The organism is Micromonospora noduli, assembly GCF_003264475.1.
Classification (GTDB): domain Bacteria; phylum Actinomycetota; class Actinomycetes; order Mycobacteriales; family Micromonosporaceae; genus Micromonospora; species Micromonospora noduli.
Genome location: NZ_PYAC01000012.1, coordinates 68,349 through 93,455, shown reverse-complemented (window position 1 = coordinate 93,455; position 25,107 = coordinate 68,349). Strand labels below are relative to the sequence as shown.

Genomic DNA, 25,107 nt, shown 5'->3' with positions numbered 1-25,107 from the left:
TTCTTCTCAGAGACCGAGCAGGGTGCGCAGGTGGCGCGGGGGCGGGCAGTCGTGGGCGAGCATCGCGTCGTGCCAGTCGCGGACCGACACCCCGTCGGGGCGGGCGGCGGCGATCTCGGCCACCTCGCTGTACCCGACGAAGTAGGTGGAGAGCTGGGTGGAGGTCAGTTGGGCGCGCCGCCACTTGCCGGCCGCCTCGCCCTCCTCCTGGAAGCCGCGCCCGGTCATCAACGCCATCGCCTCGGCCTCGGGCAGGTCCTCGGCGTGCACCAACTGGTCGAGCAGCGCGTTGATGGTCATTCGCAGTTGCATCTTGAGCTGCTGCAACCGCACCGGCAGACCGCCGAAGCCGAGCCCTGTCATCAGCTCCTCCGCGTAGACCGCCCAGCCCTCGATGAACGGGCCGGACTCGGCCAGCGCGCGGACCCGCGTCCCACCGACGTAGCGGCGGGCGTGGGCGAGCTGGAGGAAGTGCCCCGGCATCGCCTCGTGCACGGTGAGGTTGCGGATCATGTGGTCGTTGTATTCGCGGTAGAACGACTCGACCCGCTGTGCCGGCCACTCCGACGGGGTGGGCGCGATGCAGTAGAAGGTCGGCACGACGGCGGTCTCCAGCGGGCCGGGCGCGTCGCAGTACGCCACCGCGACCCCCCGGGCGAACTCCGGCATCTCCTGGATCACGCAGCGGTCGTCGACCAGTGTGACCAGGTCGTGTGCGCGGACGAAGTCGGTCGCCTCGTCCAGGGTCACCCCGGCCAGCTCGACGATCGTCGCGTCGTTCGGGTGCTCGCCAGCGAGCAGGTCCAACGCCCGACGCACTGTAGCGTCGTCGGCCGGACCGCCGACCAGCTCGACGGCGGCCTCGCGGATCTCGGCGGTGACGCGGTCCAGGTTGGCCCAGGCGCGACGCTGGATCTCGGCGGCGCCCAACTCGGTGTCGAGGGTGTGCCAGAGCCGTGCCTCCCAGCGACGCCGGCCCAGTCGCGGGTCACGGCCGGGGCCGGCATCGGCGGCCAGGCCGGTACGCAGCCAGGCGACGAACTCCTCCAGCGCGGCGATCGCGGCGGTGGCCGCCGGCTCGACCCGGTCGAGGTGGCCCGGCGCCTGGGCGAGCAACGGCGGCAGCTCGTCGCGGATCAGCGCGGCCGTGCCGGTGAACTGCCCCACCGCCGTCTCCGCGTGGATGCGCGGCATGTCCCGCAGCGTCGCGCGGGCGGTGGCGAGGGCGTCCGGTACGGCGGCGAGCCGGCCGGCCAGTTGGGTCAGCCGCACGTCCGCGGGGGCGTACGGGCGGGCCAGCAGCGGGTGCAGCAGCGGGCCGGGGTTGTGCCGCAGCGGATCCCACTCGTGCGAGCGGATCTCGGTCAGCTCGAACAGCTCCCGGTCCACGAATGAGGTGAGCAGCGCGTGGTCGACCTGCTCATCGATGTCGAGCGAGTCCGGGTCCAGTTCGGACAGTGCGTTCCCCGCGTCGGAGAGCATCGCCCGATCGGCGGTCAACCCGTCGGCGGACAGGTCCGGCAGTCGGTCGTCGAACCGGTGGTCCCCGGCGGCGGTGGCAACCCCCGGCCGCGACTCCAGTAAAGCCTCGACAACCCGCTCAGCCAGCACCCCAAACGCTTCCACCGCCCCACCCTACCGACCACCCCACCCCAGGCCGCCGGTTCCGCCCACCGCCCCCGCACCGTCGGGTTGATCAAGAGGTTTCCGTCAGGCTCGAGCCGAACCCTGACGCAAACCTCTTGATCACCGCGGGCTGGCGGGTGGGGGTGGGGGTTCGGCTTGGCGGATGGCTTCGGCGTAGGCCAGGGTGGCGCGGCGGAGGGCTGCCTCGGGGTCGACGCCTGCCTCCCGGGCCGCGGCGACCGTTGCCAGCAGGCTGGCACCAAGTCGCGCTTCGGCGTCCACTTGGGTGTCCGCCAACGGGGGCGGAACCTCGATGCCCCTGCGGGCGGCGCGGCCGAGGATCTGCGTTGCCAGGGCCAGCGCGGGCTGACTCAGGGCCACGCCGTCCAACACCGAGTGCCGTGCCTTCTCCGCGCGCTTGATCCGCTCCCAGTTCTCGGTGATCTCCTCCAGGGTGCCCGCCTCAGCACCGGCGAAGACGTGCGGATTACGCCGGATCATCTTGTCGACCAGACCACCGGCCACGTCGTCGATGGTCCACCGCTCGTCCTCGGGTAACTCCTCGGCGAGCCGCGCGTGCAGCACCACCTGCAACAACACGTCGCCCAACTCCTCGCGCAGCGCGTCGGTGTCGTCGGCGCTGATGGCGTCGTACGCCTCGTAGCTCTCCTCCAGCAGGTAACCGGCGAGGCTGCGGTGCGTCTGCGCCCGCTTCCACGGGTCGCCACCCGGAGAGGCCAGTCGATCCAGCACGGCCACCGCGTCGAGCAGCCGGGCACCCGGCGGATCCCACGAGCCGTACATCAACTCCATCTCGGCCAACCCGGGCTGCCGGGCCAGCCGCAGACCCAACTCCCGGGCCAGCGCCTCGTCACCCGCCGGACCGGCCAGCCACACCACAGTGCCGTGCTTCGCCACCGCGTCCAGCAACGGCTGCGTCGCCGGACCGTCCACCACGGTGACCTCGGCGCCCGCCTGGCGCACGGCCGTGGTCAACTCGCTGTCCGCGCCGGTCAACACCGGGTGCTGGCGTACGACGTCCCAGGCCGCGGCCGTCAACAGGCCGGCGGGCAACCGAGGTGAGGTGACCAGGAGGACGATCCGTGCGGTCATGCTCAGCTGGCCGTGCCCTCGGCCTCCGGCGTCCCGGTCGGCCCCTCCGGGGTGGAAATGTCGGTGACCGCGTCAGAGGCCGGCTCACCCAACGGCACACTCACCGCGGGTGCGTCACCGGCGAAGCTGAGCAGCGGGAACTCAAGCGGACGGTACCGAGGGCTGACGGTGACGTCGTAACGACCGACCGCCTCGGCCAGGATCCGCTTGGTCGCCAGCGCGCCGCGTAGCTGCTCGCCGTCGAGCTGCTGGGCGGCGTCCGCGTCGGTCACCTCAGCTGGGATCTTGCCGGCCGCACGCCCGGCGGCGATCACGTCGGCGATCTCCTCCTTGGTCGGCTCGACCGGCTCGGCCGGCAACCCGGACAGGCAGGTGAAGAGCTTCGCCACCTCCCGCACGTGCCCGGTCTCCGGGGCGAGACCGAGCTGCTGGGCGGCCTGGTCGGCCGCCACCTGGCCGCGCGGCTGGTAGTTCTTCTCGGCGGAGAGCTTCTCGCACACCTTGGTCAGCACCATGGTCCGAACCACGTCGGCCACCTTGGGCAGGGTCGGTTGCGCCGCCTCGGGCTGCCCACTGGCGGATGACTCCGGCGCCGGGTTCTTCGTCCGCAGGTCCTTCATCGCGGTGGTGACCTGAACGTCGGTGATGCGCTGGTCACCGATGTAAGCGGCGATACCAGGCTCAGCACGGCAACCGGAGAGGGCGACGAGGCCGAGCGCCACAGTGGCGACGGCGGCAAGACGGCGAGCACGCATAGCCGTCACTCTCTCACGCCGTCACCCGGGGTTGTGACGCCCCCCACCTTCGCTGATCCCACGACCAGGGACGGCGTCGACGGACCGTCCCTGGTCGAGAGCACACCGCCGGCTCAGGCACTCGCGGCGACGGTGATGGTTCAGGCGCTCGCTGCGACGGCGAGTGGGGCGGGAGCACCGAGCACATCGGAGAGCAGTTGCGCGCACCACTGGAGCAGCGCCTGGTCACGCAGCGGCTCGCCGCCGATCCGACGGGTGGTCGGTCGGGGCACGCTGACCTGGTCGGTGGCCTGCTTGTAGACGGCGTCCGGGTGGTAGCGCTTGAGCCGCATCTGCTTCGAGTCCGGCAACGGCAGCGGGCCGAACCGCACGTGCTTGCCCTGCATGGACACGTCGGTGAGGCCGTAGCGGCGGGCCAGCAGACGGAACCGGGCCACCTCCACCAGGTTCTGCACCGGGGCCGGCGGCTCGCCGTACCGGTCCTTCATCTCGGCGACCACCTCACCCAGCCGCTCCTCGTCGCGCGCCTCGGCCAGCTTGCGGTACATCTCCAGGCGCAGGCGCTCCACGCTCACGTAGTCGTGCGGCAGGTGCGCGTCGATCGGCAGGTCGATCTTGACGTCGGGCTCGTCCTCCGACCGCTCACCCTTGAACGCGGAGACCGCCTCGCCGACCATCCGCACGTACAGGTCGAAGCCGACGCCCTCGATGTGCCCGGACTGCTCGCCGCCGAGCAGGTTGCCGGCGCCCCGGATCTCCAGGTCCTTCATCGCCACGTACATGCCGGCACCCAACTCGGTGTGCTGGGCGATGGTCGCCAACCGCTCGTGGGCGTGCTCGGTGAGCGGCTTCTCGGGCGGGTAGAGGAAGTAGGCGTACGCCCGCTCCCGGCCCCGGCCGACCCGGCCCCGGATCTGGTGCAGCTGGGCCAGGCCGAGCAGGTCGGCCCGCTCCACGATCAGGGTGTTGGCGTTCGGGATGTCGATGCCCGACTCGACGATCGTGGTGCAGACCAGGACGTCGAACTCCTTCTCCCAGAAGCCGACCATGACCTTCTCCAGGGCGTCCTCGCCCATCTGGCCGTGCGCCACCGCGACCCGCGCCTCGGGCACCAGCTCCCGCAGCCGCCGTGCCGCCCGGTCGATCGACTCGACCCGGTTGTGCAGGTAGAAGACCTGCCCGTCGCGGAGCAGCTCACGGTGAATGGACGCGGCGACCTGCCGGTCGTCCTGCGCGCCGACGAAGGTGAGCACCGGGTGCCGCTCCTCCGGCGGGGTGGCGATGGTGGACATCTCCCGGATGCCGGTGATCGCCATCTCCAGGGTGCGCGGGATCGGGGTGGCCGACATGCTGAGCACGTCGACCGACGCGCGCAGCGTCTTCAGGTGCTCCTTGTGCTCGACACCGAAACGCTGCTCCTCGTCGACGATCACCAGACCGAGCTGCTTGAAGCGGGTCGCCGTCTGGAGCAGCCGGTGCGTGCCGATGACGATGTCGACGGTGCCGTCGGCGACCATCTCCAGCGTCCGCTCGGTCTCCTTCGGAGTCTGGAACCGGGACAGCTGCCGGATCTGGACCGGGAACTGGCTCATCCGCTCGGCGAACGTGTTGTAGTGCTGCTGAACCAGCAGGGTGGTCGGCACCAGCACCGCCACCTGCTTACCGTCCTGCACCGCCTTGAAGGCCGCCCGGACCGCGATCTCGGTCTTGCCGTAGCCGACATCACCGCAGATCAGCCGGTCCATCGGGACGGTCTGCTCCATGTCCCGCTTGACCTCGTCGATCGCGGCGAGCTGGTCCGGCGTCTCCTGCCAGGGGAAGGCGTCCTCCAGCTCACGCTGCCACGGGGTGTCCGGGCCGAACGAGTGCCCCTTGGACGCCTTGCGGGCGGCGTAGAGCTGGATGAGCTGCGCGGCGATCTCCCGGACCGCCTTGCGGGCCCGGGCCTTGGACTTCTGCCAGTCCGAGCCGCCCATCTTGTGCAGGGTCGGCTGTTCGCCGCCCACGTAGCGGGAGAGCTGGTCGAGCTGGTCGGTGGGGACGAACAGGCGGTCGCCGGGCTGACCCCGCTTGCTGGCCGCGTATTCGATCACCAGGTATTCGCGGCTGGCCCCGTTGACGGTGCGCTGCACCAGCTCGACGTAGCGGCCGATGCCGTGCTGCTCGTGCACCACGTGGTCGCCGGCCTTCAACTCCAGCGGGTCGATGGTGTTGCGCCGCCGGCTCGGCATCTTGCGCATGTCCCGCGTCGAGGTGCCCCGACCGCCGGTCACGTCATTGCCGGTGAGCAGCACGAAGCGGGACGCCTCGTCGACGAACCCGCTGCTCAGTGCACCACAGGTGACCACCAGCTCGCCGGGGACGGGCGCGGTCGGCACCTCCTCGGTCAACCGGGCACCCAGGCCGGCGTCGCGCAGCACCTCCACCGCGCGCTGGGCGGGGCCGTGCCCCTCGAAGACCAGCGCGATCGACCAACCCTCGCCGGCCCAGCGCTTGAGGTCGTCGACCACCCGCGAGGTCTCGCCGTGATAGAGCGGCGCCGGTTGGGCGGACAGGGTCACCGCGATGGCGTCGTCCGGAGTGACTGCGGCCTGCTCGGGCGCGTCCTCCCAGGGCTGCCGCGTCTCGGCGCTCTCCCCCTCCACCAATCCGAACGGGGACAACGTCCACCACGGCTGGCCGAGCCTGCCAGCGGCGGCGCGTACCTCGCCGAGAGTGCGGAAGGCGGCGGCGCCGACGTCCACCGGGGCCTGGCCGCCGACCGCGGCGGCGGCCCAACTGGCCTGCAGGAACTCCTCCGAGGTACGCACCAGGTCGTGCGCCCGCGTGCGGATCCGTTCCGGGTCGCAGAGCAGGACGTGGGTGCCGGCCGGCATGGCGTCGAGCAGCAGCTCCAGTGAGTCGGAACCGACCAGCACCGGGGCCAGCGACTCCATCCCCTCCACCGGGATGCCCTCGGCCAGCTTGTCGAGGATCTCGGCCAGCTCGGGGTGCTGCTCGGCGAGCGCGGCCGCCCGGTCGCGGACCGCCGGGGTGAGCAGCAGCTCACGGCAGGGCGGTGCCCAGAGCAGCGGAACCTGCTCGATGGTCCGTTGGTCGGCGACGGCGAAGGTGCGGATCTCCTCCACCTCGTCGCCCCAGAACTCGACCCGGGACGGGTGCTCGTCGGTGGGCGGGAAGACGTCCAGGATGCCGCCGCGCACCGCGAACTCGCCGCGCTTGGTGACCAGGTCGACCCGGGCGTACGCCATGTCGATCAGCCGGCGGGCGACCTCTTCCAGGTCGGCCTCCTCGCCGGCAGCGAGCTGCACCGGCTCCAGATCGCCGAGCCCCTTCAACTGGGGCTGGAGCAGCGAACGGACCGGGGCCACTACCACTCGCAGCGGCCCGGTGCCGCCGTGCGCGTCGGTCGCCTCCGGGTGCGCCAGCCGGCGCAGCACGGCCAGCCGCCGGCCGACCGTGTCGGAGCGGGGGGACAGCCGCTCGTGCGGCAGCGTTTCCCAGGAGGGGAAGACCACTACCTGCTCGGCCGGCAGCAACCCGCCCAGCGCGGCGGCCAGGTCGTCGGCCTCCCGGGTGGTGGCGGTCACCGCCAGCACCGGTCGCCCGGCGCCGTCGTTGTCCGCGGCGACCGCCGCGACGGCGAACGGGCGCAGCGCCGCCGGGGCGGTGATGTCGAGGCCGTCGACCTGGGCGGCACCGGAGCGCGCCAGGTCACGCGCCCGGGTCAGCCCGGGGTCGGCCAGGGCGGCGGTGAACAGACCGGTGAGCAAGGGAAATCCTTCCCGGGGAGTCGACGCACACGACGGCGGCCCCTCGTCCAGCCGGACGGGGGGTGCACGACGCAAGCCTATCCCCGTCCACCGACACACACCCCCTTCCGCCCAGGTCCGCGCCGCGACGGCGCGCGTCACCCGCACCTCAGGGATCTTGACCGCCGCCGGCGGGCGTGGTCGGGTTTCGGTATGGGTGAGCAGTGGCGGGCACAGTTCGACGCGGAGGTCAGCTTCGCCAACGGCGGCGGGCTGCGTACCGAGGGGTTCCGGCTGGACATTCCCGGTCGGGAGATCACCGACGGCGACCTGGCGGCGTTGTTCGTCCGGCACCTCGGGCTGCTGATGGTCGCCGACGTCCGGATCAGCGCCAAGACGATCATCGAGGAGCCGCACAAGGGTGGCCGGGGTGTCGCGGTCGACGGATCCGGCACCGGTCGTCGGCTGGTCGAGCTGAGCCACGTGATCAGCGACGGGATGACCACCCTGCCGGATTGGCCGGGCCCCCGGATCACCGACTGGCTGACCTTCGCGGCATCCCGCGAGCGGTACGCCCAGGACACCGAGTTCCATGTGGCCCGAATCGACATGATCGCCAACACCGGCACGTACCTGGACACGCCCGCCCACCGCTGGGCCGGCCGGGACGACCTGACCGGGGTGCCGCTGGACCGTCTCGCCGATCTACCGGGGGTGGTGGTCCGGGTGCCGGCCGGCATCCGCGCGGTGGACCGGCTGATGCTTGCCCCGTACGAGGTGACCGGCCAGGCGGTGCTGCTGCACACCGGGTGGGACGCGCACTTCGGCACCGAGAGGTACGGCGCCCCGGACGCGCCGTACCTGACCGGGGACGCCGCCCAGGCGCTGGTCGACGCGGGGGCAGCCCTGGTCGGCATCGACTCGATCAACATCGACGACATGAGCCCGGCGGCCGCTGGCGTACGCCCCGCGCACAGCGCGCTGCTCGCCGCCGGCATCCCGATCGTCGAGCACCTGACCGGCCTGGACGCGTTGCCGCCGAGCGGGTTCCGGTTCACCGCTGCCCCGCCGATGGTGGCCGGCATGGGCACCTTCCCCGTTCGCGCCTTCGCCGTCGTCAACCCCTGACGCCACCCGCGAGGCCGTCGACGCACGGCCAGCGGCCGGTCTCTGCCGCACCGTGGGGGCGCGCGGCCAACTGGTTCCACCCTGCGGTCTGCAAAACGGACCATAGGCTGACAACGTGGACAAGGAATCGCACGGCACAGCTCGCGACTGGGCGCCGCGCAGCATCGGACTGCTCCTCGGCACCCTCGTGCTGGCCACGGCGTTCATCGCGGCCTACGTCGGCGCGTTGCACCAGCCCACACCCCGCGACGTGCCGATCGGCGTCGTCTCCGGCGACCAACGCGCCCGGGCGACGCTCGACGCCGTGCGCGGCCAGACCAACATCCTCAAACCCATCGAGTACGACGACCCGGGCACCGCCGAGCACGGACTGCTGAGCCGCGCGGTGTACGCCGTACTCAGCACCGGACCCGACAACGGCCTGCTCCTCACCGTGGCGAGCGCCTCCGGCCCCTCGGCCACCAGCGCGATCAAAGAGGTCCTCGGCACCGCCACCACCCGCACCGGCACCCCGCTCCAGATCGTCGACGAGGTGCCGGTCACCCCGGCCGACCCGCGCGGGGTGGTGCCCTTCTACCTGAACGTCGGGTACGTGCTCGGCGGCTACCTGGGCTCGACCGTGCTCGGGATATCCGCCGGCACCACCCCCCGAACGGCGCGACGGGCCGGACTGCGCATCGCCGCCCTGGCTGTCTACAGCGTGCTGCTCGGCATCGCCGGCGCGGTGGTGGTCGGACCCGTCCTGGACATCTGGCACCACGACGTGCCGACGATCGCCGCCATCGGCGCGCTGGCCGTCTTCGCCGCCGCCATGTTCGCCAGCGCCATCCAGGGTTGGCTCGGCGTCGCGGGCACCGCTCTGGTCATCCTGCTGTTGGTGGTGCTCGGCAACCCGGGGTCCGGCGGCATCTACGCGCCCGAGTTCCTGCCCGGGGTGCTGCGCGGCATGCACCGCTGGAACATCCCCGGGCTCGCCAACGACCTGACCAAGGCCGCCGTGTACTTCGGCTGGCGGTCGGCCGGCTGGCCGGCTTTCGCCCTCGGGATCTGGACGGTGCTCGGAGCGCTCGGGTTGGTCAGCGCGAGCCTGGTCCGCGGTCGCCGGGCCGCCCCCTCCGGCCCCTCGCCGGACCGCGACGGTGGTTGAGATCACCCCGGAAAACACCCTCCCGAGGGCAGTGGATCACCAGGGGGCCCTCCAGACATCCCCGGCGCGCGGATACCATCCAGTAAGTCGGACAGCGCTGTCCTTCGTACCCACGTAAGGGAGCGCATCGTGACCGACCAGCACGACCATGACGGCCCGGACGCCGCACTGCGCGCCGACATTCGCCGACTCGGCACCCTGCTCGGCCAGACCCTGGCCCGCCAGGAGGGTCGCCCGCTGCTCGACCTCGTCGAGGAGATCCGCGCCCAGGTTCGCTCCGACGCCCCCGCGGCCGCCCAGCGCCTCGGCGGGCTCGACGTGACCACCGGCACCAAGCTGGCCCGCGCCTTCTCCACCTACTTCCACCTGGCCAACATCACCGAGCAGGTGCACCGTGCACGGGATCTGCGCCGCCGCCGCGCGGTGCAGGGCGGCTGGCTGGACCAGGCCGCCAAGATGATCGCCGAGCGCGGAGTGCCGGCCGAGGAGATCGCCAACGCGGCTCGCCGGCTGGCGGTGCGGCCGGTCTTCACCGCGCACCCGACCGAGGCGGCCCGTCGCTCGATCCTGTCCAAGCTGCGGGCGATCGCCGACGAGCTGGACACCGAGACCGCCAACGCGATCCTCTACGGCGCCAGCGATGAGGGCCCGGCCAACCGCCGGCTGGCCGAGTTGCTGGACCTGATGTGGCAGACCGACGAGCTGCGGCTCGACCGGCCGGACCCGACCGACGAGGCCCGCAACGCGATCTACTACCTGCGCGACCTGTACGCCGAGGCCGCGCCGCAGGTGCTCGACGACCTGGCCGACACGCTGCGCACGCTCGGCGTGGAGACCTCGCCGACGGCCCGGCCGCTGAGCTTCGGCACCTGGATCGGCGGCGACCGCGACGGCAACCCGTTCGTCACCCCGGCGGTCACCCGCGAGGTGCTGACCATCCAGCACGAGCACGGCATCGCGGCCACCGAGAAGGCGATGGACCACCTGATCAACGAGGTCTCGGTGTCCCGCCGACTGCGCGGGGTGTCCCTGGACCTCTCCGCCAGCCTCGCCGCCGACCTGGACGCGCTGCCCGAGGTGGCGCAGCGCTTCCGCCGGGTCAACGCGGAGGAGCCGTACCGGCTCAAGGCACGCTGCGTGAAGGCGAAGCTCGCCAACACCCGGCTGAGGTTGCGCCAGGGCACCGCCCACGTACCGGGCCGGGACTACCGGGGCTCCGCCGAGCTGATCGCCGACCTCGACCTGCTGCGCGCCTCGCTGGCCCGCAACTCCGGGCAGCTCACCGCGGTCGGCCGGCTGGCCTCCACCATCCGTACGGTCTCCGCGTTCGGCCTGCACCTGGCCACCATGGACGTCCGGGAGCACGCCGAGGCGCACCACGCGGTGCTCGCGCAGCTCTACGAAGCGGTCGGCGAGGTCTCCGACTACCCGGCGCTGACCCGGCTGGAACGCACCAAGCTGCTCGCCGACGAGCTGACCGGTCGCCGTCCGCTGTCGACTGTCGACACGTCGCTGTCCGAGCCGGCCCGCAAGACGTTCGACGTGTTCGGGACCATCCGGGAGGCACAGGACCGGTTCGGCGCCGAGGTGATCGAGTCGTACATCATCTCGATGACCCTGGGTGTCGACGACGTGCTGGCCGCCGTGGTGCTGGCCCGCGAGGCCGGTCTGGTGGACGTGCACAGCGGACGGGCCCGGGTCGGGTTCGTGCCGCTCCTGGAGACCCCGGCCGAGCTGAACTCCGGCGGCGAACTCCTCGACGAGCTGCTGTCGCTGCCCGCGTACCGGGCGCTGGTGACGGCCCGGGGTGACGTGCAGGAGGTCATGCTCGGCTACTCCGACTCGAACAAGGAAGCCGGGATCACCACCAGCCAGTGGTCGATCCACCGGGCGCAGCGCGCGCTGCGCGACGTGGCCGCCCGGCACGGTGTGCACCTGCGGCTGTTCCACGGCCGGGGCGGCACGGTCGGGCGCGGCGGAGGGCCGACGCATGAGGCGATCCTGGCGCAGCCGTACGGCACCATGGACGGCGCGATCAAGGTGACCGAGCAGGGCGAGGTGATCTCCGACAAGTACACCCTGCCCTCGCTGGCCCGGGAGAACCTGGAGCTCACCCTCGCCGCGGTGCTCCAGGCGACTCTGCTGCACACCGCACCCCGGCAGCCGGCCGAGATGTTGGAGCGCTGGGACGCGACGATGGACGTGGTCTCCGAGTCGGCGTTCCGGTCCTACCGGTCGCTGGTCGAGGACCCGGACCTGCCCGCGTACTTCTGGGCGTCCACCCCCACCGAGCTGCTCGGCGCGCTGAACATCGGCTCCCGGCCGGCGAAGCGCCCGAACACCGGCGCGGGCCTGTCCGGGCTGCGGGCCATCCCGTGGGTTTTCGGTTGGACGCAGACCCGGCAGATCGTGCCGGGCTGGTTCGGCGTCGGCTCCGGGCTTGCCGCCGCCCGCGAGGCGGGGCTGGCGGACGTGCTGGCCGAGATGCACCGCAACTGGCACTTCTTCCGCACGTTCCTGTCGAACGTCGAGATGATGCTGACCAAGACCGACCTGAGCATCGCCCGCCGGTACGTCGAGACGCTGGTGCCGAAGAAGCTGCACCCGATCTTCGAGCAGATCGAGCAGGAGTACGAGCTGACCAAGCGGGAGGTGCTGGCGGTGACCGCCTCACCGGCCCTGCTGGAGAACTCGCCGGTGCTCCAGCGCACCCTGGCCGTCCGCGACACCTACCTGGAGCCGCTGCACCATCTCCAGGTGGCGCTGCTGCGGCAGTACCGGGAGTCGGGCGCGGCCGGGAGGGCGATCGCCACCGCACCTGGCGGCCGACGCGCACCGAGCGACGGCACCGCACTGGAACGCGCGCTGCTCACCACCGTGAACGGCATCGCCGCCGGGATGCGCAACACCGGCTGATCGACAGGTACGAAAAACGGGCCCCGGTCGCAGCCGACCGGGGCCCGTTTCCGTAGGTCTGAACGACGGTCAGAAGTCCCCGCCGCCGAAGTCCCCGCCCCCGAAGTCGCCGCCGCCGAAGCCGCCGCCGCCGAAGTCGCCACCACCGAAGTCCCCACCGGCGTAGTCCCCGCCGCCGAAGTCCCCACCCTGGTCACCGCCGCCGAAGTCGCCGCCCTGGTCACCGCCGTCGCCACCCTGGTCGACACCGTCACCGAAGCCCTCCTGGTAGCCGGCGTCGTAGCCGTACCCCGGGTCGGCGAAGGCGGGAGAGAAGAGCGCGTCGGCGATCAGGATGCCGCCGAGCACACCGGCGCCGGCACCCAGCGCGGTCTTCCACCAGGGCGTCGAATACCAGCCGGCGGGCACCGGGCGACCCTGATAACGCCCACCGGGGTAGTAGTAGGGCGTTTCCCGGCCGGGTTGCGGCCCGGCCCGGAAGGTCTGCCCCTGCACATCGACCTCGCGCTCCTTGGTGAGCTGCCCCACGCCGCGGGCGGCGGCCAGGGTCGGCACCTCGGGGCCCGGATCGATGCCCAGCGCCGTACGCGCCGCCCGGATGTACGCCAAACCCTCCAGCGCGGTCTCCCGGGCCAGCCCGAACTGGTGCGGCGTGGACGCCTGCTCCAGCTGGGAGCCCGCCGCGTTGTACCGCTCACCGGCGTCGGCCAGCGCCTGGCGTACCGCTGGGTCGTCGCCGTGCAGGTTCATCAACTGGCCACCGAGGCGCTCGTACCACCGCTGCGCCTCCGCGCGGGCGTCGCCGAGCTCGGTGCGCCGACGGGCACCGGCCTGAGCGCGGATGAGCGCGGCGGCGCCCAGCGCGCCGACCAGCACAACGGCGAGGCAGAGCACAAGTTCCATGTCATCGAACGTACCCCCGGGTCGCACGTCGTATCCGTCTGGCAAGCTCCGGTGATGGACGTCTCGACGCTGCTCCTGGTGATCGTGTGCCTCGGCGCCGGCGGGGCGGTGGGCTGGCTCGCGGCCCGGTCCCGGTCGGCCGCCGACATCGCCCGCCTGGATGCCACCCTGGCCGCCACCCGGGAGGGCGAGGGTCGGCTGGAGCAGTCCATGCGGGCGTTGAGCTACGAGGCCACCGCGCAGTCCCAGGAGGCGGTGGCCCGGGCGGTCGCGCCGCTGCACGACACCCTGCGCCGCTACGAGCAGCGGGTGGCCGAGCTGGAGCACGACCGCGTCGACGCGTACGCCGAGCTGCGTGAGCAGGTCCGCTCGATGAACGCGGTCTCCGGTGAGCTACGCACCGAGACCAAGCAGTTGGTGGCTGCGCTGCGCGCACCGCAGGTGCGGGGCCGCTGGGGCGAGCACCAGCTGCGCCGGATCGTCGAGGCGGCCGGCATGCTGGAGCACTGCGACTTCTCCGAGCAGGTCACCGCCGCCACCGACCAGCAGGTCGTCCGACCGGATCTGGTGGTCCGCCTGCACGGTGGCCGCTCGGTGGTGGTGGACGCGAAGGCCCCGTTCGACGCGTACCTGACAGCCATGGAGGCCCGCGACGAGCGCGGCCGGGACACCCACCTCGACGCGCACGCGCGGCACCTGCGGGGGCACGTCGACGCCCTCGCCGCCAAGTCGTACTGGTCGGCGTTCGACAACTCACCCGAGTTCGTGGTGCTTTTCGTCCCCGCCGACCCGTTCCTCGACGTCGCGCTCCAGCGGGACCCGACGCTGCTGGAGCACGCCTTCACCCGCAACGTGGTGCTCGCCACGCCGGCCACGCTGGTCGCCCTGCTCCGCACCGTGGCCTACTCCTGGCGGCAGGAGGCACTGGCCCGCAACGCGCTCGCGGTGCACACCCTCGCCCGGGAGCTGTACGGCCGGCTCTCCACCCTGGGCGACCACGTTGGCAAGCTGGGGTCCTCGCTGGCCGGCGCGGTGACCGCCTACAACCGGGCGGTCGGCTCGCTGGAGGCCCGGGTGCTGGTCAGCGCCCGCAAGCTCGCCGAGTTGGGCGTCTCGGACGACGAGTTGGCCACGCCGGCCCAGGTCGAGTTGGCGCCCCGGCAGCCGCAGGCACCCGAGCTGGCCGATCCGGCCGACGAGGCCTCGGCCCGCTAGCCATCTATGTGACAGTGTGTGTGCCCGCATGTCACGAACTGGTCACAAGGGACTGACCAGTAGTGACAGTGCTTGTCGATACCCCGAAAGATTCTGCTCACCCGAGCGCCCTTCTCTGAAGGGCCCTGTTCTCTGGAGGTAAAGAGAACGTGAGCAGACTTCGAAACTTGAGCCGGCGCACCTCAGCCGCGCTCTTCGCGTCGGTCCTGGCGGCGAGCGCCATGACGACCATGGGTGGTGCCGCCACCGCGGCCGCCGCTCCCGCCACCACACCGGACGCTTCCCCGGCCACCGCCGCCGAGACGCTGGGCGCCCACGACGCCAAACTGCTCAGCGAGGCCCGCGCCAAGAAGGCCCCGACCGTCACGTTGATCGTCGCCACCGAGAAGGGTGAGGCAGGGGACGTCGCCGACAGCCTCACCAAGCTCGGCGGCACTGTCAGCCAGCGGCAGGACCGGGTCGGCTTCGTGCTGGCCAAGGTCCCGACCGACCGCGTGCTCAAGGCGGCACGGCTGCCCGGCGTCTCGGCCGTCGACCTGGACGAGGTCATCCAACTGCCGGACCCGGCCCCGGAAAACACCCCCACCGGCACCGCCGGCGCGCGGCAGGCCACCGTCGGGGCGCCGGGAGAGACCACCCCGGCCGACAACCCCTACATGCCCACCAACGAGACCGGCGCGGTGGCGTTCACCGCGGCCCACCCCGAGTGGGACGGCCGGGGCGTCACGATCGGCATCATGGACTCCGGTGTGGACCTTGCCCACCCGGCGTTGCAGCAGACCACCACCGGCGAGCGCAAGATCGTCGATTGGGTCACCGCGACCGATCCGCTGGAGGACGGCTCGTGGCGGCGGATGCAGGCCGAGGTCGCCGGCCCGTCGTTCACCATCGCCGGCGGCACCTGGACGGCACCGGCCGGCACGTACCGGTTCAACCTGTTCAGCGAGTCGGTCACCGCCGCGAGCGACGCCCGGGGTGACGTCAACCGCGACGGCGACACGACCGACACCTGGGGTGTGCTCTTCGACCCGGCCACCAACAACATCCGGGTGGACGCCAATCAGAACCTCAACTTCACCGACGACCCGGTCATGCGGCCGTACAAGGAGAAGTACGACATCGGCTACTTCGGCACCGACAACCCGGCGACCCCGGTCGCCGAGCGGCAGCCGTTCGTCGTCGAGTTCCGCAAGAACGTCAACACCACGCCGATCGGGCTGCCGGGCACCTACGACTACGTGAACATCGGCATCGTCGAGAGCACCCACGGCACCCACGTCGCCGGCATCACCGCCGCCAACGACATGCTCGGCAACGGGGCCTTCGACGGCGCCGCGCCCGGCGCCAAGCTGGTCTCCGCCCGCGCCTGCTCCTGGGGCGGCGGCTGCAGCGCGGCGGCCCTGACCACCGGCATGATCGACCTGGTGGCCAACCGTGGCGTCGACATCGTCAACATGTCGATCGGTGGCCTTCCGGGCCTGAACGACGGCAACAACGCGCGGACGAACCTCTACAACGAACTGATCGAGACGTACGGCGTGCAGTTGGTCATCTCGGCCGGCAACTCCGGCCCGGGTCTCAACACCATCGGCGACCCGTCGGTGGCCAGCAACGTGATCAGCGTTGCCGCCAACATCAGCAAGGACACCTGGCTGGCCAACTACGGCTCGGTCGTCAAGAAGAAGAACGCCCTGTTCAACTTCTCCTCCCGTGGCCCACGCGAGGACGGCGGCTTCAAGCCGAACATCGCCGCCCCCGGCTCGGCCATCTCCACCGCACCGACCTGGCAGCTCGGCGCCCCGGTCCCCGAGGCCGGATACGCGCTGCCCCCGGGCTACGCGATGCTGAACGGCACCTCGATGGCGTCTCCGCAGACCGCCGGCGCCGGCGCGTTGCTGCTGTCGGCCGCCAAGGCCACCGACCGGGGCGTCAGCCCGGCGGCACTGCGGCGGGCGCTGTTCACCTCCGCCAAGCCGATCGCGGACGTACCGACGTACGCGCAGGGCTACGGCATGGTCAACGTTCCGGGCGCCTGGCAGCTGCTGCGCCAGGGCGTCGAAACCCGGTCGTACGTCTCCGACGCGCCGGTCTGCAGCCCCCTCGCGGAGCAGCTGACCATCTGGAACGGTGTGAAGTTCGTACCAAACCCGGGTCGGGGCACCGGCGTCTACAACCGTTGCACCTCGTCCGAGGGTGGCCACAAGGTCGGCCAGAGCAAGACGTACCCGGTCAAGCTCACCCGCACCAGCGGCCCGGCCGGCACCATCAAGCACAACATCACGCTCCAGGGCAACGACGGCACCTTCAAGGCACCGAAGACCGTCGCGTTGCCGCTCAACAAGGCCGTCACCATCAGCGTCACCGCCAAGCCGGCCACCGAGGGTGCGCACGGCGCGATCGTGCGGATCGACGACCCGGCCACCAACGTCGTCGACTTCGAGGTGTCCACAGTGGTGGTGGCCTCGAACGACGTGAAGAAGCCCAACTTCTCGTACACCAATGAGGGCTCGGTCGACCGCAACGGCTTCACGTCGTACTTCGTCACGGTGCCGGAGGGTGCCAAGGCCCTCCAGGTGAACCTCTCCGGGATCGCCACCGGTTCGCAGACCCGGTTCATCGCGATCAACCCGTTGGGTGTGCCGGTGGAGGCCACCACCAGCACCGTCTGCTACACCAACTTCTCCGACGTCAACGTCTGCAAGCCGCAGGAGCGTGACTACCAGAACCCGCTGCCCGGGGTCTGGGAGATCGAGGTGGAGTCGCGGCGGACGTCCCCGGCGCTGAACAACCCGTTCAAGCTCCAGGCGCGGGTGCAGGGCCTGACGGTCGAGCCGGCGCTGGTCGAGCTGCCCAGTGTCGAGGCCGGCGAGCCGACCCCGGTGACCTGGAAGGTCACCAACGCCTTCGGTCCGGTCTCGATCAGCGGCCGCAGTGGCGCGCTGACCGGTGTGCGGACCGAGCGTCCGACCATCACCGAGGGCGGTCCCAACCAGGAGTGGACCGTCGAGATCCCGGCGGGTACGTCGACGTTCACCGCCCGGATCGGCAACCCCGCCAACGCGGGAGCCGACCTGGACCTGTTCGTCTACCGGGGTACCACCGAGGTCGGCCGGGCCGCGGACGGCGACTCGGAGGAGGCGGTCACGCTGACCAACCCGCCCGCTGGCACCTACCGCGTCGTGGTGGAGCCGTACGGGGTTGACGGGCCGGGGACCAGCACCGCCTACGACTACTACGACGCGTTCGCGTCAGCGTCGCTGGGCACGATCACCGCTCCGGCCGCCGCGGTGCCGCTGATGCACGGCGAGTCGGCCACCATCACCGGCACGGTGACCGCGGTGGCCGTTCCGGCCGACGGGCGTCAACTCTCCGGTGAACTGGCGATCGTCACCAGCGAGGGTGCCATCGTGGGTCGCGGCAACGTGTCCATCGGTGCCGTGAACTGATCCACTCGTAACACCAGCAGGAGCCCGTCCCCACGTTCGGGGGCGGGCTCCCGCGTGTCAGGGGTGAGTGGTCAGGATCGGTGGGCGGCGGTCACGACGAACGGGGTGCCCTGCTGGCAGGTGGTCATCATGCCGGGCTCCACCCGACCGGTGACCTCGACCCGGGCGCCCGGCGTCAGCACCTCACGCGGGCCGCCGAGCAGCAGGTAACCGTCGAGCAGTACGCAGCCGGGCTCCACACCGCCCTGCACGGTGCCGCTCAGGGTGGTGGCCCCGACGCCCGGCGGCGTGCTCGGGCCGCCCGGTTTCGGAGTCTTCAGGCCGGGCGGCACGGACCGGGTGCCGGTCTCTGGCGAGGGCGTCGGGTCGGGCGTGGGCTGGCTGGTCACCGGCTGCGCTCCCGTCGGTGTCGGGGTGGGTGTGCCGCCCCCGACACCCTGGCCGCCGCAGGCGCTCAGCGCCACGCAGACGGCCAGCGCGGGGACGGCGAGCCGAAGAGTCCTCATGCCGAATCTGACGTACGCCGACCCGAGTTCGTTCCCGCGCTTCAGCCGCGCGCCGCAGCGGCCTTCATGTCCCGCCTCAGCTCCTGCGGAAGCGAGAACGTGAGCCGCTCGTTGGCGGTGGTGATCTCCTCGACGTCGGCGAAGCCACGGGCGGCGAGGTGGACCAGCACCTCCTGGACCAGGTCGTCCGGGACACTCGCGCCCGAGGTCAGGCCGACCGTGGTGGCCCCCTCCAGCCAGGCGTCGTCGATCTCGTGCGCGAAGTCGACCAGGTGACCGGCGCGGGCGCCGGCGTCCAGGGCGACCTCGACCAGGCGGACCGAGTTGGAGGAGTTCGTCGAGCCGACCACGATCACCACGTCACAGTCGGCGGCGATCTCCTTGACCACGTGCTGCCGGTTGGAGGTGGCGTAGCAGATGTCGTCGCTGGGTGGGGACTGCAACAGCGGCAGCCGCTGCTTGAGGCGGGCCACCGTCTCCAGCGTCTCGTCGACCGAGAGCGTGGTCTGGGAGAGCCAGACCACCTTCTCCGGATCACGTACGGTGATCTTGTCGGCGCCGTCCGGGCCGTCCACCAGTTGGATGTGCGCGGGGGCCTCACCGGCGGTGCCGATGACCTCTTCGTGCCCCTCGTGGCCGATGAGCAGGATGTCGTAGTCCTCGGCCGCGAAGCGCCGCGCCTCGTGGTGCACCTTGGTGACCAGCGGGCAGGTCGCGTCGATCGCCTTGAGCGACCGCGCCTTGGCCTGCTCGTGGACCTCCGGCGCCACACCGTGCGCGGAGAAGACGACGGTGGCGCCCTCCGGCACCTCCTCGTTCTCCTCCACGAAGATCGCGCCCTGGGCCTCCAGGGTCTGCACCACGTGCTTGTTGTGCACGATCTGCTTGCGCACGTAGATCGGAGCGCCGTAGAGCTTCAGCGCCTCCTCCACGGTCTGCACCGCGCGGTCGACACCCGCGCAGTAGCCGCGGGGCTTGGCCAGGAGCACGCGCTTGCCGGTCCGGTGAGTCGCCTGAGCCTCAGTCACCACCCCATCGTACGTGCCACCCCGCAGCCCGGCACCGGCCCGCAACCCACCCCCAGCCCCCGGTGATCAAGAGGTTTGCGTCAGAAACGCGCCCAGCGCCGACGCAAACCTCTTGATCACCGGGGAGGTCCGTAGGGTGGGCGGGTGAGCGAGGGTGGGCGGGTGGGAAGCGGCGGAAGCGGCGGGGCCAGCAGCGCTGAGGAGCCTTGGCCGGTACGGGTGGTCAGCCAGAAGGTGGGGGCCTGGATCGCCAAGCTGGGCTGGGTGTGGGTGGACGGGCAGGTGGCGCAGATCAGCCGCCGCCCCGGGGCCAGCACCGTCTTCCTCACCCTGCGTGACCCGTCGGCCGACCTGAGCCTGACCGTCACCACCAACCGGGACGTCCTGGACTCCGGCGCGCCAGAGCTACGCGAGGGCGCACGTGTGGTGCTGCACGCCAAGCCCGAGTTCTACGCCGCCCGGGGCACGCTGAGCCTGCGGGCCGACGAGATTCGCCAGGTGGGGCTCGGGGAGTTGCTGGCCCGACTGGAGAAGCTCAAGAAGCTGCTCGCCGCCGAGGGGCTCTTCGACCGCGCCCGCAAGCGTCGACTGCCGTTCCTGCCCGGCCGGATCGGGCTCATCACCGGCCGCGCGTCGGCGGCGGAGCGGGACGTGCTGACAAATACCCGGCGGCGCTGGCCGGCGGTGGAGTTCCGGACTGTCAACGTGGCCGTGCAGGGCCCGTCCGCGGTGCCACAGATCGTCGACGCGCTCAAGGTGTTGGACGCCGACCCGAGCATCGACGTGATCATCATCGCCCGGGGTGGCGGCGGCATCGAAGATTTGCTGCCCTTCTCCGACGAGGCGCTCTGCCGCGCGGTGTTCGGCTGTCGTACGCCGGTGGTCAGCGCGATCGGCCACGAGACGGACGCGCCCTTGATCGACTACGTCGCCGACGTCCGTGCCTCCACCCCGACCGACGCGGCGAAGCGGGTCGTCCCCGACCTCACCGAGGAGGTACGCCTCATCGGTCAGGCCCGGCACCGCCTCGAACGGGCGGTGCGCAACCTGGTCGACCGGGAGACGCACCGGCTCGACGGGCTACGTTCGCGGCCGGTGCTGGCCCGGCCCCAGGTGATGGTGGAGCATCGGGCCACCGAGCTGGCCGCGTTGCGCCAACGGGCCGGCCGCTGCCTGGAGCACCGGCTCGCGGCCGCCGAGGATGACCTGCGGCACACCCTCGCGCGGCTGCGCGCCCTCTCCCCCGCCGCCACCCTCGACCGGGGGTACGCGATCGTGCAGCGCGCGGACGGCCACGTGGTCCGCGCGGCGGCGGAGGTCGGTAAGGGCGACCCGCTGCGGGTACGACTGGCCGACGGCGAGCTGGCCGCCACGGTCGATGGCTGAGTGGCGACGCGGCGCGGTGGGGAGCGGTGTGCTGAGATGAACGCGATGACTGACGACACGAAGGCCGGGCCGGACGAACGGCTCAGTTACGAGCAGGCCCGCGCCGAGCTGGCCTCGGTGGTGGAGCGGCTGGAGGCCGGCGGCACGTCACTGGAGGAGTCGCTGGCGCTCTGGGAGCGCGGCGAGGCGCTGGCGGTGATCTGTCAACGCTGGCTGGATGGTGCGCGGGCGCGGATCGACGCCGCCCGGCAGGAGCCCACTTCCTGACCGACCGCCGGTGGGGCGGCCGGAGCCGCCCCACCTCGGTACGTCAGTTGAACAGGCTGTACAGCTCGGCGGGCGCCTCGACGACCTGGTCCGCCGGCGGCTTCTGCGCGGCGGTGGCGGCACCGTAGTCGGAGTAGGTCATCTTGACCTCCTGGGCGGCGGTCTGCCCGGCGGCCGGCAACTGCAGCACCAGCTCGCTGAGCCGGCCCTGCGGGTCCACCTTCGCGGTGAACGGGACGGTCTTCGCCTGGGTGCCCAGCGCGGCGATCGTGGCGGCGTTCAACGAGCCCGCCTCGGCGGCCTTGGTGACGTCGATGGTGCCGGCGTACGCGCCGGTGCCGGTGCTGCGGACCTCGGTGATGCCCTGGGTGAGCACCGCGCTACCGGCCGGGTCGACCTTCTCGAAGTCGAAGCCGAGGTTGCGGTTGCCCTTGATCCGGTTCTGGTCAAGGTGCTGGTACTTGCCGAGGTTGAGCTGTTTGATGGCGGGCAGGCTGTCGGCGGTGGGGCCGCTCAGCTCCAGCTTGACCCAGCTGTCCGGCTTGAAGTGGACCACGTCGAGCTTCATCGCCAGGTCGGCCGAGGGGCCACCGATCGCGATCTTCATCGCCGCGCTCTGGCTCGGCTGGTGCACCAGCCCTTCCGCCGTCGAGCCGGCGCCGGCCAGGGTGAACCGGAAGTTCCCGTTGCTGATCTCCTTGGTGGAGTCGAGCAGGGCCTGCTTGGCGTCACCCGCCACCGGGGCACCGGACGGGCTCGCCGTGCCGGACGCACTCACCGTCGGGGACGGCGTCGATCCGGCGGTGCCGGTGCCGGTTCCGCTGGCGCAGGCGGCCAATGCGGGCGTGATCAGAGCGGCGGCTACCAGGCCGGCGCCGAGTCGTCGAACAGTCATACGTGTCTCCCAAGGGGGTCACCCGACGACCTGGACGGCGCCGGAAACCGGGCGACGCAGCAGCACCGTCGGCTGCGTCGCGCGACCCGGGCCGAACAGCGCGCCCGGATCACACCCTCCTTGTTCCCTGTCGACGGGTCGGACAATCACCCTTCGGGCCTGTTGCCCAGATTCGGCGCCAGCGGGGCCGAACCACCGGGTCGGTCAGCGCAGCGAGCCGGCCAGTTCGCGGAGTTCGTTGTCCCGGGCGTCGCCGACGACGATCACCGTGCGGGTCGGCTCCAGCAGGACCAGCGCCTGCTGGTTTCCCCGGGCCGTGTAGAGCTGCCAGGTGCGCCCGGCCAGCTCGGTGGGGCCCTGCGGCTGGCCCTGACTGGTCAGCTCGGCGGGGAGCAGGCGGTCCGCCGGGACGCTGCTCTGCAGCAGTTGGACGCCCCGCCCCTCCGGCGTGAGGTAGCCGAGTCGCAGGTTCGCACCGTCCTCGACGGTCTGGTAGCGGGCGCTCACCGTCTTCCAGTCGCCGCCGAGCCCCTGCGGCTGGCTCACCGGAAAGACGTTCGCCGAACGTGCCTGCTCGATGGCGGGCGCCGGATCGACGGTGGCGGCCTGGTCGCCGCCGAGGAATCCCCGGTAGAACGCCAGCAGCAGCGCGATCGGGACGAGCAGTACCAGCAGCGAGATCGCCATGTCCTTCGGCGAACGCTCGGACTTGCCGGACACCGCCGGCGGCGGTGGGGTCGGGTCGGTCGCGGCGGGCTCACCACCGCGGCCGGCGGGGACGTCGGCCGGCGGCTGACCGTCGGGCGGCGTGCGGTCGGCGGGTACGCGGTCGGCTGGCTGTGCGGGTTCCACCCCCTTATCTTCGCAGCCGCCCGACCGGCGGTATCCGGGCCATCACCGCCCCGCGCCGACGCCCGGTCGGCCATCGTGTGAGGATCAGCGACAAAGCCGTCAGTGGGGGCCTCCCCGCCGCCGGTCGTCCCCGCACCGTCGCGAGGAGGAGTAGCCGTCATGACGAACACCAGGACGCGGATCCCACAGGATCTCGACCGAAACCTTGCCCTCGACCTGGTCCGGGTCACCGAGGCCGCGGCGATGGCCGCCGGCCGGTGGGTCGGCCGGGGCGACAAGGAGGGCGGCGACGGAGCCGCGGTCGACGCGATGCGCAAGCTGATCAACTCGATCCAGATGCGCGGTGTGGTGGTGATCGGCGAGGGCGAGAAGGACAACGCCCCGATGCTCTTCAACGGCGAACACGTCGGCGACGGCACGGGCCCGGAGGTGGACGTCGCCGTCGACCCGGTGGACGGCACCACCCTGATGAGCAAGGGCATGCCGAACGCGGTGGCGGTGCTCGCCGTCTCCGAGCGCGGTGCGATGTTCGACCCCAGCGCCGTTTTCTACATGGAGAAGCTCGCCGTCGGGCCGGCGTACGCCGACGTGATCGACATCAACGCCGGTGTGGCGGAGAACCTGCGCCGGATCGCCAAGGTCAAGGGCACCGACGTCTCCGAGGTGACCGTCTGCGTGCTGGACCGGAGCCGTCACGACGACCTGGTCGCACAGATCCGTCGCACCGGGGCGGGGATCCGGTTCATCTCCGACGGCGACATCGCGGGCTCCATCGCGGCGGCCCGGGGCGAGTCGGACGTGGACGTCCTGATGGGCATCGGCGGCACCCCGGAGGGCATCATCTCCGCGTGCGCGCTGAAGTGCATGGGCGGTGCGATGCAGGCCAAGCTGTGGCCGCGCGACGAGCAGGAGCGGGAGAAGGCGATCGCCGCCGGGCACGACCTGGACCGGGTGCTGGGCACCGACGATCTGGTCACCGGCGACAACTGCTTCTTCGTGGCGACCGGGGTCACCTCGGGCGACCTCCTGCGCGGGGTGCGTTACCGGGCGGGCGGCGCGTACACCCAGTCGATCGTCATGCGCTCGAAGAGCGGCACCATCCGGGTGATCGACTCGTACCACCGGCTGGAGAAGCTGGCGCTCTACTCCGCTGTCGACTTCGATGGTCGTCCGCTGGCCGAGCAGGAGTGACAGCCACCGACACGGCGACCCCGCAGACCCTGTCGGCCGCCCGCCGGATCACCGGCGTCGCGCTGGCGTCGGCCTCCGGGGTCGCGGTGGCGGTGCAGTCGCGAATCAACGGCGAGCTGGGGGTACGCCTCGACGACGGTTTCGCCGCCGCGGTCGTCTCGTTCGGCGTCGGTCTGCTGGTGCTGCTGGTGCTGGTGCCCGCGACCCCCGGTGGTCGGCGGGGGCTGGCCGCGACGCGGCGGGCCCTGCGGACCGGCACGCTGCGGCCCTGGCAGTGCCTCGGCGGGATGTGCGGAGCCTTCCTGGTGGCCACCCAGGGCCTCACCATCGGCACGTTGGGCGTCGCGGTCTTCACCGTGGCGGTGGTCGCCGGCCAGACCGGCAGCAGCCTCGCGGTGGACCGGGCCGGGATCGGGCCGACCGGCCGGCAGCCGGTCACCCGGCAGCGGCTGGCCGGCGCGGTGCTCACCGTGCTGGCGGTCGGCCTGGCGGTCGGCGACCGTCTTGGCGACCCGGGCGCGCTGGCGCTGGCCCTGCTACCGCTGCTCGCCGGGGTGGGTATCGCCTGGCAGCAGGCCGTCAACGGCCGGGTCCGGGCGGCGGCCGACAGTGCGTTGACCGCCACGCTTGTCAACTTCGCCGTCGGCACTGTCACCCTGCTCGTCGCGTTCGCGATCGACATCGCCGTACGCGGCTGGCCCGGCGGCCACCTGCCGACCGAGCCGTGGCTCTACCTGGGCGGCCCGATCGGCATCGTGTTCATCGCGATCGCCGCCGCGATCGTCCGCTTCACCGGTGTGCTGCTGCTCGGCCTGGCCACCATCGCCGGGCAGATCGTGGGCGCCGTCCTGCTGGACCTGATCCTCCCCACGGCGGCCTCGCACCCCGGTGTGAACACCCTGCTCGGGGCGGCGCTGACCATGGTGGCGGTGCTGGTCGCCGCGCTGGCGCCACCCGCTCGCCGCTGACCAAGCCCGTCCG

At 71.8% G+C, this 25,107-nt stretch carries 18 protein-coding genes; 9 read left to right on the top strand and 9 right to left on the bottom strand.

Features of this window, described 5'->3' with window-relative positions; all coding sequences use genetic code 11:
* Positions 1-6 precede the first annotated feature (6 nt).
* From MED15_RS15205 to mfd, 4 genes are all read right to left on the bottom strand, one after another.
* Complete coding sequence (locus tag MED15_RS15205) at positions 7-1,626, bottom strand: DUF885 domain-containing protein (protein WP_112581949.1); 1,620 nt, start codon at positions 1,624-1,626, stop codon at positions 7-9.
* Positions 1,627-1,746: 120 nt separating this feature from the next.
* Positions 1,747-2,739 (bottom strand): nucleoside triphosphate pyrophosphohydrolase, encoded by a 993-nt coding sequence (locus tag MED15_RS15200; RefSeq protein WP_112581948.1) that lies wholly within the window; start codon positions 2,737-2,739, stop codon positions 1,747-1,749.
* A gap of 2 nt (positions 2,740-2,741) precedes the next feature.
* Complete coding sequence (locus MED15_RS15195; protein WP_112581947.1) at positions 2,742-3,494, bottom strand: hypothetical protein; 753 nt, start codon at positions 3,492-3,494, stop codon at positions 2,742-2,744.
* A 140-nt stretch (positions 3,495-3,634) separates the two neighbouring features.
* Positions 3,635-7,267 (bottom strand): transcription-repair coupling factor, encoded by a 3,633-nt coding sequence (gene mfd / locus MED15_RS15190; RefSeq protein WP_112735956.1) that lies wholly within the window; start codon positions 7,265-7,267, stop codon positions 3,635-3,637.
* A gap of 192 nt (positions 7,268-7,459) precedes the next feature.
* Between mfd and MED15_RS15185 the strand changes: the two genes are divergently transcribed.
* The 3 genes from MED15_RS15185 to ppc all read left to right on the top strand — a co-directional run bounded on the left by MED15_RS15185 (position 7,460) and on the right by ppc (position 12,437).
* A complete protein-coding gene (locus tag MED15_RS15185; protein WP_112735955.1) occupies positions 7,460-8,374 on the top strand; it encodes a cyclase family protein in 915 nt (304 codons plus the stop codon).
* A 115-nt stretch (positions 8,375-8,489) separates the two neighbouring features.
* A complete protein-coding gene (locus MED15_RS15180; protein WP_112735953.1) occupies positions 8,490-9,521 on the top strand; it encodes a hypothetical protein in 1,032 nt (343 codons plus the stop codon).
* 129 nt (positions 9,522-9,650) lie between these two features.
* The gene (gene ppc, locus MED15_RS15175; protein WP_112581942.1) at positions 9,651-12,437 is read left to right on the top strand and encodes a phosphoenolpyruvate carboxylase; all 2,787 of its coding nucleotides are present in this window, start codon (positions 9,651-9,653) and stop codon (positions 12,435-12,437) included.
* Between the two features lie 69 nt (positions 12,438-12,506).
* On the opposite strand, the gene MED15_RS15170 is transcribed toward ppc, so the two are convergent.
* Positions 12,507-13,340, bottom strand: a complete 834-nt coding sequence (locus MED15_RS15170) for a hypothetical protein (protein ID WP_112581940.1) — start codon at positions 13,338-13,340, stop codon at positions 12,507-12,509.
* A 54-nt stretch (positions 13,341-13,394) separates the two neighbouring features.
* Here MED15_RS15170 and MED15_RS15165 point away from each other — a divergent pair, with 54 nt between their 5' ends.
* Entirely contained in the window at positions 13,395-14,555 is a 1,161-nt protein-coding gene (locus MED15_RS15165) for a DNA recombination protein RmuC (RefSeq protein WP_112725722.1), read from the top strand.
* A 149-nt stretch (positions 14,556-14,704) separates the two neighbouring features.
* Entirely contained in the window at positions 14,705-18,001 is a 3,297-nt protein-coding gene (locus tag MED15_RS15160) for a S8 family serine peptidase (RefSeq protein ID WP_112735951.1), read from the top strand.
* Between the two features lie 71 nt (positions 18,002-18,072).
* On the opposite strand, the gene MED15_RS15155 is transcribed toward MED15_RS15160, so the two are convergent.
* Both MED15_RS15155 and MED15_RS15150 read right to left on the bottom strand, forming a co-directional pair.
* The gene (locus MED15_RS15155) at positions 18,073-18,507 is read right to left on the bottom strand and encodes a hypothetical protein (RefSeq protein ID WP_112581935.1); all 435 of its coding nucleotides are present in this window, start codon (positions 18,505-18,507) and stop codon (positions 18,073-18,075) included.
* A gap of 41 nt (positions 18,508-18,548) precedes the next feature.
* Entirely contained in the window at positions 18,549-19,535 is a 987-nt protein-coding gene (locus MED15_RS15150) for a 4-hydroxy-3-methylbut-2-enyl diphosphate reductase (protein ID WP_091397205.1), read from the bottom strand.
* A 144-nt stretch (positions 19,536-19,679) separates the two neighbouring features.
* Between MED15_RS15150 and xseA the strand changes: the two genes are divergently transcribed.
* Entirely contained in the window at positions 19,680-20,921 is a 1,242-nt protein-coding gene (gene xseA, locus MED15_RS15145) for an exodeoxyribonuclease VII large subunit (RefSeq protein ID WP_244220465.1), read from the top strand.
* A 45-nt stretch (positions 20,922-20,966) separates the two neighbouring features.
* Positions 20,967-21,188, top strand: coding sequence for an exodeoxyribonuclease VII small subunit (locus MED15_RS15140; RefSeq protein ID WP_030486721.1), 222 nt, complete (start codon positions 20,967-20,969; stop codon positions 21,186-21,188).
* Between the two features lie 43 nt (positions 21,189-21,231).
* Here the strand turns inward: MED15_RS15140 and MED15_RS15135 are convergent, their stop codons facing one another.
* Both MED15_RS15135 and MED15_RS15130 read right to left on the bottom strand, forming a co-directional pair.
* Positions 21,232-22,083 (bottom strand): hypothetical protein, encoded by an 852-nt coding sequence (locus MED15_RS15135; RefSeq protein WP_112698463.1) that lies wholly within the window; start codon positions 22,081-22,083, stop codon positions 21,232-21,234.
* Positions 22,084-22,287: 204 nt separating this feature from the next.
* Entirely contained in the window at positions 22,288-22,935 is a 648-nt protein-coding gene (locus MED15_RS15130; RefSeq protein ID WP_112601925.1) for a DUF4245 domain-containing protein, read from the bottom strand.
* Between the two features lie 159 nt (positions 22,936-23,094).
* Here MED15_RS15130 and glpX point away from each other — a divergent pair, with 159 nt between their 5' ends.
* Both glpX and MED15_RS15120 read left to right on the top strand, forming a co-directional pair.
* A complete protein-coding gene (gene glpX, locus MED15_RS15125; RefSeq protein WP_091394313.1) occupies positions 23,095-24,126 on the top strand; it encodes a class II fructose-bisphosphatase in 1,032 nt (343 codons plus the stop codon).
* Complete coding sequence (locus MED15_RS15120) at positions 24,123-25,094, top strand: DMT family transporter (protein WP_112581930.1); 972 nt, start codon at positions 24,123-24,125, stop codon at positions 25,092-25,094. Before glpX ends, MED15_RS15120 begins: the two co-directional genes overlap by 4 nt.
* Positions 25,095-25,107: the final 13 nt, after the last annotated feature.

Bases quoted from the DNA above. Each gene is read 5' to 3' on its own strand.
- MED15_RS15135 (WP_112698463.1), bottom strand. From the start codon at position 22,083: ATGACTGTTCGACGACTCGGCGCCGGCCTGGTAGCCGCCGCTCTGATC.
- MED15_RS15155 (WP_112581935.1), bottom strand. From the start codon at position 18,507: ATGAGGACTCTTCGGCTCGCCGTCCCCGCGCTGGCCGTCTGCGTGGCG.
- MED15_RS15165 (WP_112725722.1), top strand. From the start codon at position 13,395: ATGGACGTCTCGACGCTGCTCCTGGTGATCGTGTGCCTCGGCGCCGGC.
- MED15_RS15185 (WP_112735955.1), top strand. From the start codon at position 7,460: ATGGGTGAGCAGTGGCGGGCACAGTTCGACGCGGAGGTCAGCTTCGCC.
- MED15_RS15170 (WP_112581940.1), bottom strand. From the start codon at position 13,340: ATGGAACTTGTGCTCTGCCTCGCCGTTGTGCTGGTCGGCGCGCTGGGC.
- glpX (WP_091394313.1), top strand. From the start codon at position 23,095: ATGACGAACACCAGGACGCGGATCCCACAGGATCTCGACCGAAACCTT.
- MED15_RS15200 (WP_112581948.1), bottom strand. From the start codon at position 2,739: ATGACCGCACGGATCGTCCTCCTGGTCACCTCACCTCGGTTGCCCGCC.
- MED15_RS15195 (WP_112581947.1), bottom strand. From the start codon at position 3,494: ATGCGTGCTCGCCGTCTTGCCGCCGTCGCCACTGTGGCGCTCGGCCTC.
- MED15_RS15140 (WP_030486721.1), top strand. From the start codon at position 20,967: ATGACTGACGACACGAAGGCCGGGCCGGACGAACGGCTCAGTTACGAG.